Raw genomic sequence first — 15,421 nt, forward strand, 5'->3', positions numbered from 1 at the left:
TCCAATTAGAACTTCGCGCTCAGGCTTATACGGTAAGTTCTTTCACCGATGAAGGACCAAGCTGGATAACCTAATTTCAATGGATCTTTCACCGTCGTATTTGCTGCCGCTGCGCCATACTGGATATCATCTTGCTTGAGCAAGTTAGTCGCTTCGAATGCTACTCTGAAGTTCTTGTTGATATTCCAGCCGAAGCTCGCATCCAATGTACCATAGGCATCATGCATACGATTGCCATACCAGCCAGTTTCACGAACCATGTACTTTGAACGCCAGTTGTAAGCTAAACGTGCAGAGTAAGTTTCATTTTCCCAGTAGCCTACCAAATTCGTATTGTGCTTAGAGGACAAAGTGAACACGTTCAACTGATCTTGATAGCTCGTCGATGGTGCTGTCGCGTTTGACAAAGTGTAGTTTGCCACTACGCCAAAACCATTATCGAAAGAATGATTGATCTGTGCTTCGATACCATCAATTTTACCGCCACCAGCATTGATGTATTGATTCACAGTCCAGCTATCTTTCTTGCTATCTGGGCTTACTACGCCAATACTTTGATTGATCTTGGTTGCTGTCGTGATGAAGTTGTTGATATTTTTGTGGAAGTACATCACGGAGATCAGGTCACCCTTACCGTAATAGTATTCCAGACCCAAATCAAATTGCGTCGACTTCATCGGTTTCAAACCAACGCTACCGAAACTCACTGACTCGTTACCAGCCACTGTATCCTGGAAACCCGTTTGAGTCGCGATAAACATATTTTCATAGTTTGGACGCGTAATGGCTTGTGCTGCTGTCGCACGGAAGATCGTGTTGCTATTCACATCATAAGCCACATTCAAACTTGGTAATACATCGTTGTATTTCGCTGTCTCTGTTTTCTTAGAACGACCCCAACCTGCATTTTGAGCGATGTCGCCTGTAGCAACTGCAGTACCGTCCAATTTGTAACCTTCAGCAGTTACATCAGAACTGATATAGCGTAAGCCAAAGTTACCATGCAATTTATCTTGTTCAAAATTAAACATACCGTACACCGCAGTATTGTCCTCTTTCAGCTTGCCGTAGCCACCGCGCTCTTCAATCCAACCAGTCACGTTTTGATTCGTGTTAGCCATCATTGCCGCGATGTTAGGGCGTGGAGAAACCCAGCCCAAAGAACCCATCGCCATCGTGCCATCATACAAACTAGATGTAGCAACTTCTTTAGCAGTTGCAGCGAACACCGCACGATCAGTCTGCTTTTGGAAAGTATGGTCTGATTTACGCAAACCAGTTTTGAAAGAAGTAATCGCACCCCAGTTGACGTTCAAGGACAAATCAGCTTGTGCAAAATTTTCTTTATCAGAATTTGGGCCGCGTGAAGTTGCCCATGAACCCGCTGGGCCTGTCGATGCAGGAAAATTAGCCACTGAAACGTTCTGATTTGAAGCTGGCGTGATCACAATTTGTTTACCGGTAGCGTCAATCGCCCCCGTCCACTTCGGCAAATTTCCACCGAAATAAGAATAGTTGGTTGTAGCAGAAGTACCGCCATCTGCTTTGGTCGTACCAGCAACAGCATCAAACTTAAAGCCATCACCTTTGTAAGTACCATTCAGAGTAAAGCTGTCAGAAGTCATTTTTCCTTGACGAGCCCAAGTTTGAATAAATGCTTCGGATGCTTTTGTTGCTACCGTATTGCTCTTCAAGCAAACACCGTCTGGGTTGAAAGCAGATTTCACACTAGTATTACGCTGCGTGCAATTTGGGTCATGGAAAATATAATGACTAGTGTTGGAATTATCGGCATCGAGTTCCAATTTCATATAGTTCAAGCCAAGATCTAAACCTTGCACTGGACGAGCTTGTAAATTGATATTCAATGCGGATCGCTTACGTTCTTGCACAAAAGTTGTTGGCGCAACGTCAGCTGACCAGCGTGAATCAGATTCAACACCGCGACGAATGTAATCGCCTTTTTCATTTGCGCCAGCAATCAAAATACCAAAAGTATCAGCATCATTTTTCCAGCTAACCAAACCAGAAATATCCGTCGCTACTTTATCGCTGACACTACCTTTACCCGCCTTTACGCCAACATACGCAGTACCGGATTTCAAATCTAAAGGCTTACGGGTTTTTACGATGACCGTGCCACCGATGCCGCCCTCAGTCAAATCTGCTTGAGAAGACTTGTACACATCCATGCCACCGATCAATTCAGAAGGGAGCAAAGAATAGTTAAAAGAACGATCTAAAGCCTGTTGATCATACCAACCAGTAGAAGCAACCGTTTGGCCGTTCAAAGTTGTGTATGTCATTTGCGGATCAGAGCCACGCACAGAAACTGATGCGCCTTGACCAAAAGCACGACCAACCGTTACGCCTGGGATGCGACCCAGAGATTCACCCACATCAGTATCTGGCAACTTACCGACATCCTCCGCGGAAACGGCATCAACGACAGAATTAGCATTACGTTTGATATTTACTGCACTTTGCAAAGCCATACGGATACCCGTCACCGTCACTTGCTGGGCTTCATCTTTCTTTGCTTCTACTTGCTGAGCTTGTGCGGACATCGCTACCGTCATAACCAAGACAGAAACAGCTGCTGCGATTGGCGTCAAACCAGGCTTCAAATTACTTTTCATTTATTTCCCCCAAGACTTCCATAAAAACTAAAAACGGATTTAATGCCAGATAGACTTAAACTAACAAAATCAATCGGGCGCGAAATTACTATTTATTACTTAGAGTCACGTGGATCAAAACCACTTTATAAGGATTTATAAAACCAGATTAGAGCCACTTACAATGAGATCTATCGGCTTATCGTCCCCTACAACCAACAAGGTTCAACCCACTTTGTTAGCTCTTTTTTGCATCTTGTAGTTCCTCGAAAAACTCCCCCCACAGGAACACTCACCACGCTATATCTCAAGTTTTGCTACTTCATTGAAACCAAACACAATGATTTTCGAGGTAACTGAACTTTAGATTTTTCAATACCAATTGTCAATCGGTATTCATGTGGTATTAGTTTTATTTAATTGGTATTGCGCAACTATTGCGATTGGTATGCAAGCAAATCAGGGGCAACATTTATAAGCGTTTGATTTGAATAGCTATTTATAGAAAACAATTGCTTTTTTCTTGAGTTGGTATGTTGACTCAATCCAACATACCAATTGAAAAAAAAGGACTTTTTTTTCGGCCGTGACGTGTTTAAAGAAAAGACTCAGATTCATCTCCACTCAAATTAATTATTCGTATTTTCTGTTTTTAAAATAACGCACGAGAATATTCGAAATTTGATCTTAATCTTACTTGACGGGTTCATTGTGTGTACTATTAAGGCTAGAACTTCGATACGTTGATGACCACTCACCGGCTTTTTCTCCCGCCACGAAAAGCATGCCATGCCACAGCACTATCTCGCCCAATTGAGCTCACCACAACGCAGCGCAAAAACTAATTTGCACTTAGGTGTAACCTTGTGTTGGATTGCCGGAGCACTAAATGCGGGAGGTTTTTTAGCCGTGGGCCAGTACACATCACACATGACCGGGCTCTTATCTAGCGCTGCAGACGAACTAATACTAGGACATAGCAAGGCGGCATTGGCAGCCCTGTTAATGTTGCTGTCTTTTATCTGTGGCGCGGCATGCACTGCACTCATAGTGAATTACACGAAACGCCATATACCTCGTTACGTATACGCTCCCGTATTATTTTGGGAGGCGATACTTTTACTGATTTTCGGCATGCTAGGTCAAGGTTTGCTGAAGCACGAAATGATTACCGTATCTTTCACAGCGATTTTATTGTGCTACATGATGGGCTTACAAAACGCTTTGATTACAAAGATCTCAAATGCAGAAATTCGTACGACACATATCACCGGCTTAGTCACTGATATCGGAATCGAACTGGGAAAAATGTTGTATTGGAACCGTGATGACGCACATGCAGAAGAGACGAAAGTCGTAGTCAATCGTCAAAAACTCAGACTGCACAGTCAACTCGTTTTATCGTTTGCAATCGGTGCTGTGATGGGAGCTGCGGGATTTAAGTATTTAGGTTTTATCGCCAGTGTGCCCTTATCACTGGCATTGATAAGCCTGGCGATTGCACCGGCATTTTCCAAAACAAGCGGCAAATGAAAACGGCGCATCTATGCTCAAGATACGCCGCCAAATGAATTTAACTCATAAACTTATTTTTTTGCCGCTTTCAATAATTCTTGACCTGAGCCAAAATTAATTGGCGCCTGCGCTGCCATCCAAGCGAATACGGCATAGGTAGTCGCTGCCTGATTAATTCTCGCTGGCTCAATCTTGTCGAAAGTATCGTCAGGCGTATGATGTAAATTAAAGTAGTCATCTGCCTTTAAAGACAAACCAAAACTCGCTGCACCCGCCATACGCAAGTCACCCATATCTGGACCGGGGAAGGCATTATTGTCACCCGGCTCTATACCCAATAGAGCTAAAACGCTGTGCATTTGCTTTACCAATGGCAAGGCTTCACTACGCACAAACGACGCCATTTTGATCACCGGACCTTGCCCCAAATCGGCCTCAGCAGCGGCTTGAATCTGCGCTATCTGATTTTGATGCGCGGCTAAATAAGCTTTACCGCCAAATAGGCCCTGCTCCTCGTTGGCAAATAAAACCACGCGGATACTGCGCTTAGGCTTCAAACCACTGCGTTTAATAAATTCGGCCGCTGCCATCGTAATCGCACAGCCGGCGCCGTCGTCAATTGCACCAGTACCCAAGTCCCACGAATCCAAATGACCACCAATTAAGACATACTCATTAGGTAGCTCGGTACCTGTCATTTCACCAATTACGTTATAGGAGGTATAAGTTGCGGCGGCGGCAGAACTTAATTCCAACTTCAAAGAAACTGGCTTACCACGTTTGATCATGCGCGCCACCATGTCAGCGTCAGAATTTGACATTGCAGCAGCAGGGATCTGCGCCACATTTGGTGCATATTGCATAACGCCTGTATGTGGAAAACGATGATTGTCGGTACCTACCGAACGGATAACAATCGCGACTGCACCTTTGCGCGCTGCTTCTGAAGCGCCAGCAGAACGCCCGGGCACGACCAATCCATACTCGTTAGCATTTTGCATTTTGTGATTGATGAAAACAATTTTGCCCTGCATTTTTTCTATAGGGGCACTCATCATTTCTTTCAAGCTGGCAAATTCAACTAACTCTGCGGTTAGCCCATTTGCAGGTGTCGCCACGCTATTGCCAAGAGCGGTAATCAAAAGCGGCTGCGGAAATGGTGCAACAATTTCCGCCTTTTCAATTCCGCGAGTCCAGGTAGGATAGGTCACCGGCTCTTTCCAAACTTTGTCAAAGCCCAACTCTTTGAATTTCGCTTCAGCCCAAGCCACTGCGCGTGCATCACCTGGCGAGCCTGCCATACGAGGCCCGACTTCAGTCGTCAATGATTCAAGAATCTTATAACTCAGGTTATCGTTGCGGGCCGCGTCACGTATCCAGGTCGCGGTTTGCAATTCTTTTTCAGTAAATAACTGTGCAACGTTGGGCTTATCTGCAGCAGTTGCACTGTGCAAAAAAGTAGAGCTGACCAAAAGGCACAGAACTGATTGCCTACAAACCTTGATGATATCTTGACGAATAAACATGTTTTTCCCTTTTTTAATGTTTTTGTGTTGCCATTGAAGATGGTTAAATGAAATGACCTTGCTTTGCAAGAAAAGTTCAGCGGTTTTGATTCTTCATATTTCGTGAAACGAACCCAAATACACGAAATCAAGTATCGACGAATACCTACTATTGACTTAAGAACTGTTTCTTCAAAATCTTAAGCCTTTGAATCAAATAACTATTTTCCAATAGCAAATAGATTTCAAGCGAAACTTTACTCCAGATGAATATCGACTATACTTAACATCATTGCACTAAAGAAATTTTTTAAATCGTTTTTTAGTTCAAGTCTTCTATAAGATATAATACCTAGGTAAGTTAAAATATGAAAAGTCCTGGTGCATTCAAACAGCACTGAACTTTTTTGATCGTTTTCTTCAAGCAATTTTCAACATAGCAGCAACGTAGTTTTAGTGTGCGGATCACATGACCGATACAGCAAGCAAACCTTCGACGCCGAAACGCGAGTTCTTTATCCAAGGACTCACGAGCGATGGCAAACAGTTTCGGCCCAGTGATTGGGCTGAACGCTTATGCGGTGCTATGTCGTGCTTTCGTCCCGAAGGCGGGCGCAACGCGCATTTACAGTATTCTCCCTATGTACGCCCAATTCTGCTCAATGGCGTTCGTTCCGTGGTTGTCAACGAGGCTTTAAGAGAAATTGAGCCCCTCGCATTTCATTTCGTCATGAGCTTTGCCAAAGACAATGACCTGCAAATAGTTGATGCGTGCTTACTCCCTGAGCCTCCAGCTACCTGACTTTAGCAGCACGAGCAACTGACTTCTCCGTAGTTCCCGCCTATCTGGATGGGCATGCCGACCGATGTGATAACTCGGTTTGCAAAAGTCAAAATTCTCCAATGCATTTGTTTTCGTTTCGATCAAATCCCTTCGAGCGCATAAATAATCTGTCTTCATCTATTTAAGCCAGCTTGGCAATCTCTGCCATAATTAGACTGTCGAAGTTACTTTAGTCATTCTAAATGACTCTTTACAATATGATCCTGGGCCACCTTAAGCATACTCACACAGCGCTTGCTGCCAACCTAGAAATGGCACTGCAACACTTACGGGAAAACGATTATCTCCTGCGCGAACCTGGCAAATATCCTATTCACGGCGATCAGATGTTTGCACTGGTACAAGATCCAATAACGCAAGCGTGGGAGACTGGTTTTCCAGAATTTCATGAGCGCCATATTGACGTGCAATACCTTCTGAGTGGAGAAGAAGCGCTAGGCTACTTACCCGCTAATCAGGAGCTGGTACCGCACGATGATCGCTTAAAGGAACGAGATATCGCTTTTGTAGCGCAGCAAACCCATGAAACAAGGATTGTGCTAACACCCGGCATGTATGCGATCTTTTTCCCAGGCGAATTGCATCGTCCCTGCCGTGCCGTAGCGCAAGCAATGCAGATAAAAAAAGTGGTGATCAAAATTTTAGCCAAATAACCGAAGATTTTTTAGCAGCGCATAGAGTATGCTGCGCAGGTTCCTTATTTTTCTTATTTTTTTGGAGTGATTTCAATGAAACGCTTATTTTTGACGGCCGTATTAACAACTAGTTTAGTCACAGGTCTGAGTGGCTGCGGCTACAACACTTTGCAAGCGCAAGACGAGACCGTAAAAGCGTCGTGGTCTGAAGTTTTAAATCAGTATCAACGTCGTTCTGATCTGGTACCCAATTTAGTCAACGTCGTCAAAGGCTATGCTGATCACGAGAAAGACGTTTTATTAGGGGTGACTGAAGCGCGCGCTAAAGTTGGTAGCATACAAATGACACCAGAGCTGGCAAAAGACCCAGAAGCACTGAAAAAATTTCAAGAAGCGCAAGCGGGTATGACATCCGCTTTATCACGTTTGATGGTGATTTCCGAAAACTATCCAGCCTTAAAAGCGAATGATAATTTCCGCGATTTGTCAGCGCAATTAGAAGGTACAGAAAACCGCATCACAGTGGCACGTAATCGTTATATTCAAGAGGTCAAAACTTACAACGTGACAGTACGTTCTTTCCCTAGCAATTTAACAGCAAAAATGTTTGGCATGGAAGTGAAACCTAGCTTCACAGTAGAAAACGAAAAAGCGATTTCTAATGCACCTAAAGTCGACTTCGGTAAGAAATAATGTTGACTGTGAAGTCATATAAGAAATTCTGTTTTGCGCTTCTGGCCTCACTGGCACTTTTGCTCCCGCTCTGTTTTATATTCGGAAGTAGTGATGCCAGCGCAGAACAAATTCCGGTTCCCAAACTATCTAAACGTGTTACCGATTTAACGCAAACTCTGTCGGCGCAACAAGTTGAAACCTTGGCGCAGAAACTGGAATCGGTGGAAAAAGCCAAAGGTAGCCAGATCGCAGTTTTGATCGTTTCAACTACGGGTGAAGAAGGTATAGAACAGTTTTCTATACGCGTGGTCGATGAATGGAAATTGGGACGCAAAGGCACAGCAGATGGCGTTTTATTCCTCATCGCTAAAAATGATAAGCGAGTACGCATAGAAGTCGGACGCGGCTTAGAAGGCGCCTTGACCGACGTCAGCAGTGCAAGAATTATTCGTGAATTTGTACGCCCCGCCTTCAAGACAAATGATTTCTACGGCGGGATTGATGCTGGCATTGATAAAATCAGTGCAGTAATTGCAGGTGAAGCGCTGCCAGCACCGCCACCGAGCAAAGGTCATAGCGCCAACTATAATGCAGATCTGAATATATTCGGACTCAATCCACTAGTTTGGTTGGGACTTCTGGTTGCGGGCTTGGTGCTCAGTAAAGTTTTGGGCCCGTGGTTAGGTCGTGGCGGATTGGCCGCTGGCAGTACTGCAGCCGCAATGATTGCCGGTACGCCGCTGGTCATGGCTATATTGGCAGGTTTAATGATGGTAGCTGTGTATAGCCTACTAGCAAGTCGTGTCTTTTGGGATATTGCAGGTGCGGTATTGCAAAGCGGTGCGGTTGGTGGCTTTGGCGGTGGACATGGCGGTGGTAGTCATAGCAGCAACGATGGCTTCAGTGGCGGTGGTGGCGATTTTGGCGGCGGTGGCGCTTCTGGAGATTGGTAATGAAGAATAATCGACTCTGGCAAAACTTGCGTTCGCATTTGCGTAGCAACCCTTATCGCCAACACTTTAATGCAGAGAATACAAAGCTGCTTAGCGACAAAATCGCAGCAGCTGAACTAGGTCATCGCGGTGAAATTCGTGTTGTGGTGGAAAGCCAATTACCAATCGGCATCGTGTTAGCCGGCATTTCACCACGTCAACGCGCCATCAGCTACTTCGCCGATTTACGCGTTTGGGATACTGAAGAAAACTCTGGCATTTTGCTCTATCTAATACTTGCTGAACGTAAGATTGAAATCGTTGCAGATCGCGGTATTGCAAAACTAGTGGAACAGGCAGAATGGAACAAGATCTGTCAGCAACTGCAAAATCAACTGGGTACTGATCAAGTACTTGAAGGTTTAAGTAAGGCAATTACCGATTTCGGTAATTTATTGCGACAGCACTACCCTATCGATAGACAAGTGAATAATCCAAATGAGTTAAGCAATGAATTAATTTTCATTCCCTGAACCTGCAAAAACAAGCCGGATCAAGTTACATCTTCACGACTATCCACCAAATTCGCGTTTTGCCCACACCAAACGCCCGTTTATCCTAAAGCGAATATTCAAGCTTACATGCCCGTGCTAAAGTAGCCGGGCTTTTTTTCGTCTTTATCCTTCAAAAAATTCAATTCATTCAATATGGAGCATTCCCATGAAATTAGCCAAAACTATTCTTGCATCCAGCCTACTGGCCCTGTACGCAGCCAGCGCCTTCGCTGATACCCAAACCACTAAGTATTTAATCTTTGTTGAGAACGGCAAACAAGCTGGTGAGCAAATCGTGCAGCGAGATGACAGTGGCTTGCACAAGGTTCGTTTTGTATTCAAAGACAACGGTCGCGGCCCTGAGCTTAACGAAGAGTTTCGCTTGGGTGCAGATGGCCTAATCGCCGACTATAAGGTTACTGGCAGCTCGACTTTTGGCGCGGTAATCAATGAAAGTTACAAGCGGGTAGGCGACCAAGCAGAATGGAAATCGACGTCAGAGAAAGGCAGTAAAACCGTCGCTGGATCTGCACTCTACATTCCACTTAATAGTTCTTTTGCGATCGCTTCTCTCTCAATCGCCGCCTTAGAAAAATCAAAGGATAAAAAACTACAGTTACTCCCTTCTGGCACATTATCGCAAAGCAAAATCGGTGAGCTAGAAGTCGTCAATGGCGACAAAAAACAAACCGTGCAGTTACTGGCACAAACTGGCATAGGTTTGTCACCTAGCTTTGCCTGGGCAACAACGGGCGACAACCCCCGCTTGTTTGCAGTGGTCATTCCTGGCTACATGAAAGCAATAGAAGAAGGTTGGCAAGCGAATGGCGAGGCAATGGCCAATTTTCAGAAAGCCGCCGAAAGCAAAGTCTTGGTTGATTGGGCAAAAAAATTACAACATCCGCTATCTGGTTTAACCGTCATTCGTAACGCCCGTATTTTTGATAGTGAAAAAGCCAAAGTCGGTGCGGCATCCGATGTCTATGTATTGCGTGGTCGGATCACAGCGATCTTGCCAGCTGGTTCGCCAGTGCGTGGTGCGACATCTGAAATTGATGCGGCAGGTCGTATTTTGTTACCCGGCTTATTTGACATGCATGGTCACGTAGGACGTTGGGATGGTGGCTTGAATATCGCCGCCGGCGTCACCAGCGTCCGCGATATGGGTAATGACAATGCGCAGATGCAATTGATTCTCGATGAAGTCAATAAAGGCGATCTACTGGGGCCACAAGTCGTGCCTGCAGGTTTCTTGGAAGGCGAAAGTCCATTTTCTGCTAACAATGGCTTTGTAATCAAAAATCTGGCAGAAGCCAAGAATGCGATCGACTGGTATGCGCAACATGGCTACCCACAACTGAAGATTTACAATTCCTTTCCTAAAGAAATTTTGAAGGACACAGTTGCTTACGCCCACTCTCGTGGCATGCGCGTCTCCGGTCACATCCCTGTTGGTTTGCGCGCATTCGAAGCTTTAGATGCGGGATACGACGAGATTCAACATATTAATCAAGTCATGTTGAATTTTTTAGCGACACCAAAAACCGATACTCGCACCTTAGATCGCTTCATTTTGCCATCTGAGAAAACGGCCGATCTGGATTTCGATTCTAAACCAGTGAAAGACTTTATCGCCCGCTTGAAAGCCAAACAAATTGCGATTGATCCTACGCTTGCGACCTTCTCTTTCTTGCGCCAAAAAGACGGCACGATGAATGAACCTTTCGCCACCATTGCAGATCATATGCCACCTGATGTAAGACGAGGCTTCTCGGTTGGCACCATGAAGATTGCGGATGAAGCAGCACATAAACGTTATGAAAAATCATACGCCAAGATGGTCGATTTCGTCGGCCGTTTGTACAAAGCAGGTGTACCCATCGTCGCAGGTACGGATGAATTAGCAGGTTTCACCTTGCATTCTGAATTGGCGCTATTGGTGAAAGCCGGATTGACACCAGCGCAGGCTTTACAAGTCGCAACACGTAACGGCGCTATCTATACCCGCACCCAAAACGAGCGTGGTTCTATCACCGTTGGCAAACTGGCTGACTTGGTTTTGGTCGATGGTGATCCCACTAAAAATATTGAGGATGTGCGTAAAGTGTCGGCCGTGATAACGCGAGGTTTTTTGGTCTACCCAAGCGAGATTCACCAAAACATGGGGATCAAACCCTTTGTCGATAGTAAGCCTGAGTTAAAAGCCTTAAAACCAATATCAACGTCCAACGCTATTGGTATCAATGAAGGTGCCATGCAGCGTTATTTCGGTACTGCACGTCACGACTAAAGCACATAACAAGACGCTGACAGGCTAGTGCAGTCTGTCAGCAAGTTTCAACGCGAAATGCGAGCCTAAGATTTGAACTAAAAATTAAGTAAAACGGTCAAAAGCCCACATTTCCAATGGAGGGTGACATGGTAAGACCACTAAAAAAATCCGCAATACAACTAAGTTTGAGCTTATGCTTGGGCGCAACATCGCTATCCAGCCTCGCTGCCAATACAGACTATCGCAACTTTGAGACGATAGAAAAACAATTACAAAGCCTTGCGCAAAAACATCCTGAGCGTATTAAGCTGCAATCCGTAGGTAAAAGCGCTGGCGGCCGCGCTCTGTATTTCGTACAAGTTGCAGGCGCAGGCAATGTCAACGCGGACAAGCGCCCTGCTTTATTTGTTGGCGCTAATATCGCTGGATTTCACAATGCTGGCTCTGAAGCTGCCATGCATCTGATCGAGACTTTGGCAAATTCCAATGAGAAAAAAGTTGAAGATCTATTGTCCAAGCGAACGTTTTATGTCGCGCCTGTTTTAAATCCTGACGCACACAATGGCTTGTTCGCTACGCCGCGCCAATTACGCGCAGGTAACGACGGCAAACTCGATCGCGACCTTGATGGCTTAGTCGCAGAAGACGGCGCTGATGACCTCGATGGTAATGGCATCATCACGCAGATGCGAATTAAAGATCCTAGCGGCGATATGATTGTCGATCCTAAAGACCCCCGCCGCATGATTAAAGCCGATATCAGTAAAGGCGAACGTGGTACCCATCGCGTGTTTATCGAAGGTAAAGACGACGACAAAGATGGTATGTATAACGAAGACGGCATCGGTGGTGTGCATCCAGATCGTAACTTCCCTGCTGGTTTTCCTGTGGCAGACACAAGCGCAGGTGCCTGGCCAGGTGTGACACCAGAAGCGAAAGCGACTATGGATGCGGTACTTTCTCACAAAAATATTGCCATGGCAGTCGTGTTCGGCCCGGCTAATCAATTGCTATCCGCGCCGACTGGTTTCGACCGCATCACACCACCTGGCGCAACACCAGCGGCTGAAGTCAACAAACTTGAAGCCGATGACCTGAAAGTGCTAGCCAACTTAGGTGAAGCCTACAAAAAATCCTTAGATCAAGCTGGATTAGACAGCAAGCGCAGTGCCAAACAAACTGGTAAAGGTAGCCTCGCAAATTGGTTGTACTTTCATTATGGCGTGCAAACTATCGAGTTAGATGTTTGGGGTGCACCAGTTGCCAAGGCGAACGCACCGGAAGCCAATTCAGTTCCTGCGGCTGCCCCTGGGTCAACCTCTACCGCCAACGGAAGCGGAAACGCAGCGCGACCAAGCGGAAGCGGTGCCAATCCGGCAGCAAAACAGAGCGATGCTGAAAATGACCTGATCAGCTATCTGACCAGCAACTCACCAGAATCCATCATTGCTTGGAAAAAAGTAAAACTCCCCGACGGTACTGAAGTTGAAGTGGGTGGTATAGATCCTTATGCCGAATATGCACCGGCAGCCAAAGTATTAGAACCTGCCCTAAAAGTACACACTGAACAAATCTTAAGCTGGGGCGAAAAACTCGCGCAATTGGAAATATTAGAAACCAAGGCCATCGCCAAAGGTGATGATGTCTGGCAGATCACCGTCATCGGTGGCATGCAAGGTGAATTCCCAACCCACAGTAAACTAGCTACCAGAATGCGCAACAAACTCCCTGTACGCTTAGAAATGCGTCCAGGCAAAGGGGTCACCGCACTCACTTTAAATCGTGCCGCAACCACAGAACGTTTAGAGCCATCCAGCACAATTAAAGGCGAATGGTTAGTGAAAGGCGCAAGCGGCAGCACAGTCAACATTGGTCTGTGGACAGATCAAGCTGGACAAGCACTGACGACGATTACTTTAGGAAAGGCGCACTGAGATGAAAACGACAATAAAAACCCAAAGACAAATTCAACTCAGCGCCATCGGTCTCGCTTGTGCTTTGTTCGCAGCACCCAGCTTTGCCGATACCGCCAAAGCGCCGCAACCGCACTTCAATCGTGTCCATCACAATAAAGAAATTGTGGAATACATGAAGGCCTATGCCGCCGCTTATCCGAATCTGGTCACAGTAAAAAGTTTAGGCAAAACAGCGGCCGGCACCGATATGTGGATGCTAACCATTAATAATGAAAAGACTGGCAAAGCTGGCGACAAACCCGCTACTTATGTCGATGGTGCGATCCATGCCAACGAAGCACAAGCAGCCGACACGGTGCTCTACACCATTGATTACATCCTCAAAAATTACGGCAAGCTCGACAAGATTACCGAAACAGTGGATCGATCAACGCTGTACTTTGTACCTAGTGTCAGCCCAAACAGTCGAGCAAAATGGTTTGATGAACCCGCCACAGCAAGTTATCCACGCTCTTCACCTTGGCCATTTGATGACGACCGCGATGGCAAAGTTGACGAAGATGGCCCCGTCGATATCAACAAAGATGGCGTCATCACTACGATGCGCAAGAAAGTCCAAATGGGCATGGGTAACCGTAAGCTAGATCCGAAAGACCCACGCGTTTTACTTCCTTTAGAACCAGGTGAGCTCGGCGACTATTTATTCCTTGGTCAAGAAGCGGTGGATCAAGATGGCGATGGCTTGATGGGCGAAGACAGTGTCGGCTATGCCGATCCAAATCGCACTTGGGGTTATGACTGGGCGCCGCGCTATATTCAAAATGGTGCGACCGATTATCCATTACAGATTCCAGAAACCCGCAGTATCGCCAATTGGGCGCTCGATCATCTGGAAGTCTCCAGCGTCATCAGTTTCCATAATTCTGGCCGCATGATATTGCGTGGTCCGGGTTCGCCGACACAAACACCCGTTAGCGCCGCTGATAATCGCACCTTCGATTATCTCGGTCGCGAAGGTGAAAAAATGATGCCAGGCTATAGCTACATGATTACCTGGCGTGATCTATACACCGCTTACGGCAGCACTACCGATCACTTCTACGGTGTGGTTGGTGCGTTTGGATTTGTGCCCGAATTATTCGGTCGTGTCATGGACGATAACAATATCATCCGATTTGATCCAGCACCCAAAGTTGGCGATCCTGTGCGTCCTGCGCCAACGGGACCTAAAGGTTACGATCAAGTTAAATGGAACGATATGTTGACCTTTGGCCGCCAATTCATTCCATTTAAAGAAGCCGATCATCCGCAATACGGCAAGATAGAAATCGGCGGCTGGCGTCAAGATACGGGCCGCATGCCAGAAGGCTGGATGCTAGAGGAGGAAACGCATCGCAATGCCGCCTTCGTACTACTCAATGCGATGAACGTACCGAAGCTGCGCTTCCTAGAACCGACCGTCAAAAAAGTAGGCGCAAATTTGTGGCATGTAGAACTACCGCTGATTAATGAACGTGCGATTCCTAGCGTCAGTAGCATTGTCATCGCGAATAAATTGCATCGCGTAGATCTGGCAACCGTCAATCACGGCAAAGTCATTTCCAGCGGTATCGTACGTAATCCTTACACTAATCAAATTGATTTGCAACAGAACCGACCAGAGCGTTTAATGGTGGATGGTGTTCCGGGTTTTGGAAACACAACGCTGTTCTTTTTAGTGGAAAGTAATGGCGGTGATATCGTCGTCAATTACGACAGTATCAAAGGCGGCAAATTGAGTCAAAAAGTCAACTTGAAATAAATCGACTTGAAGTCATTCTTAGTCAAAGCAAAAAGCCATCATGGAATTTTCATGGTGGCTTTTTTACGGCGATACTTTTACAGTGAACAATATTTCACGAACTACTAGAGACCTCTGCACAACCGTAGCGAGCGGTCGAAGTTTGAATTGAGGA

The 15,421-nt window shown here is 46.0% G+C and carries 11 protein-coding genes; 9 read left to right on the top strand and 2 right to left on the bottom strand.

Going from position 1 to position 15,421, the window contains the following annotated elements:
- Positions 1–5: 5 nt before the first annotated feature.
- Positions 6–2,639, bottom strand: coding sequence for a TonB-dependent receptor (locus tag ACO0KZ_RS16785; RefSeq protein ID WP_422997302.1), 2,634 nt, complete (start codon positions 2,637–2,639; stop codon positions 6–8).
- A gap of 768 nt (positions 2,640–3,407) precedes the next feature.
- Here ACO0KZ_RS16785 and ACO0KZ_RS16790 point away from each other — a divergent pair.
- A complete protein-coding gene (locus ACO0KZ_RS16790) occupies positions 3,408–4,151 on the top strand; it encodes a YoaK family protein (RefSeq protein WP_422997304.1) in 744 nt (247 codons plus the stop codon).
- Between the two features lie 53 nt (positions 4,152–4,204).
- Here the strand turns inward: ACO0KZ_RS16790 and ACO0KZ_RS16795 are convergent, their stop codons facing one another.
- Entirely contained in the window at positions 4,205–5,659 is a 1,455-nt protein-coding gene (locus tag ACO0KZ_RS16795) for a M20/M25/M40 family metallo-hydrolase (RefSeq protein ID WP_422997306.1), read from the bottom strand.
- A 448-nt stretch (positions 5,660–6,107) separates the two neighbouring features.
- Here ACO0KZ_RS16795 and ACO0KZ_RS16800 point away from each other — a divergent pair, with 448 nt between their 5' ends.
- The 8 genes from ACO0KZ_RS16800 to ACO0KZ_RS16835 all read left to right on the top strand — a co-directional run bounded on the left by ACO0KZ_RS16800 (position 6,108) and on the right by ACO0KZ_RS16835 (position 15,267).
- A complete protein-coding gene (locus ACO0KZ_RS16800) occupies positions 6,108–6,440 on the top strand; it encodes a DUF3579 domain-containing protein (protein WP_422997308.1) in 333 nt (110 codons plus the stop codon).
- A 239-nt stretch (positions 6,441–6,679) separates the two neighbouring features.
- Positions 6,680–7,135 (top strand): YhcH/YjgK/YiaL family protein, encoded by a 456-nt coding sequence (locus tag ACO0KZ_RS16805; RefSeq protein ID WP_422997310.1) that lies wholly within the window; start codon positions 6,680–6,682, stop codon positions 7,133–7,135.
- A gap of 75 nt (positions 7,136–7,210) precedes the next feature.
- On the top strand, positions 7,211–7,810 hold the full coding sequence (locus ACO0KZ_RS16810; RefSeq protein ID WP_422997312.1) for a LemA family protein: 600 nt from the start codon (positions 7,211–7,213) through the stop codon (positions 7,808–7,810).
- A gap of 8 nt (positions 7,811–7,818) precedes the next feature.
- Entirely contained in the window at positions 7,819–8,745 is a 927-nt protein-coding gene (locus ACO0KZ_RS16815; RefSeq protein ID WP_422997314.1) for a TPM domain-containing protein, read from the top strand.
- Positions 8,745–9,257, top strand: a complete 513-nt coding sequence (locus tag ACO0KZ_RS16820; RefSeq protein ID WP_422997316.1) for a TPM domain-containing protein — start codon at positions 8,745–8,747, stop codon at positions 9,255–9,257. The genes ACO0KZ_RS16815 and ACO0KZ_RS16820 overlap by 1 nt, the downstream gene beginning before the upstream one ends.
- A 187-nt stretch (positions 9,258–9,444) precedes the next feature.
- Positions 9,445–11,568, top strand: a complete 2,124-nt coding sequence (locus ACO0KZ_RS16825; protein ID WP_422997318.1) for an amidohydrolase family protein — start codon at positions 9,445–9,447, stop codon at positions 11,566–11,568.
- A gap of 128 nt (positions 11,569–11,696) precedes the next feature.
- Positions 11,697–13,484: a M14 family metallopeptidase gene (locus tag ACO0KZ_RS16830; protein WP_422997320.1), complete on the top strand. Its 1,788-nt coding sequence runs from the start codon at positions 11,697–11,699 to the stop codon at positions 13,482–13,484.
- A 1-nt stretch (position 13,485) separates the two neighbouring features.
- Positions 13,486–15,267, top strand: coding sequence for a M14 family metallopeptidase (locus ACO0KZ_RS16835; RefSeq protein ID WP_422997322.1), 1,782 nt, complete (start codon positions 13,486–13,488; stop codon positions 15,265–15,267).
- Positions 15,268–15,421: the final 154 nt, after the last annotated feature.

Origin of the sequence: Undibacterium sp. Di24W (assembly GCF_049340325.1) — a bacterium.
Taxonomy (GTDB): Bacteria; Pseudomonadota; Gammaproteobacteria; order Burkholderiales; family Burkholderiaceae_D; genus Undibacterium.

Excerpts from the sequence above, each read along its gene's own strand:
- ACO0KZ_RS16785 (WP_422997302.1), bottom strand. The coding sequence starts at position 2,639 with ATGAAAAGTAATTTGAAGCCTGGTTTGACGCCAATCGCAGCAGCTGTT.
- ACO0KZ_RS16790 (WP_422997304.1), top strand. The coding sequence starts at position 3,408 with ATGCCACAGCACTATCTCGCCCAATTGAGCTCACCACAACGCAGCGCA.
- ACO0KZ_RS16795 (WP_422997306.1), bottom strand. The coding sequence starts at position 5,659 with ATGTTTATTCGTCAAGATATCATCAAGGTTTGTAGGCAATCAGTTCTG.
- ACO0KZ_RS16800 (WP_422997308.1), top strand. The coding sequence starts at position 6,108 with ATGACCGATACAGCAAGCAAACCTTCGACGCCGAAACGCGAGTTCTTT.
- ACO0KZ_RS16805 (WP_422997310.1), top strand. The coding sequence starts at position 6,680 with ATGATCCTGGGCCACCTTAAGCATACTCACACAGCGCTTGCTGCCAAC.
- ACO0KZ_RS16810 (WP_422997312.1), top strand. The coding sequence starts at position 7,211 with ATGAAACGCTTATTTTTGACGGCCGTATTAACAACTAGTTTAGTCACA.
- ACO0KZ_RS16820 (WP_422997316.1), top strand. The coding sequence starts at position 8,745 with ATGAAGAATAATCGACTCTGGCAAAACTTGCGTTCGCATTTGCGTAGC.
- ACO0KZ_RS16825 (WP_422997318.1), top strand. The coding sequence starts at position 9,445 with ATGAAATTAGCCAAAACTATTCTTGCATCCAGCCTACTGGCCCTGTAC.
- ACO0KZ_RS16830 (WP_422997320.1), top strand. The coding sequence starts at position 11,697 with ATGGTAAGACCACTAAAAAAATCCGCAATACAACTAAGTTTGAGCTTA.
- ACO0KZ_RS16835 (WP_422997322.1), top strand. The coding sequence starts at position 13,486 with ATGAAAACGACAATAAAAACCCAAAGACAAATTCAACTCAGCGCCATC.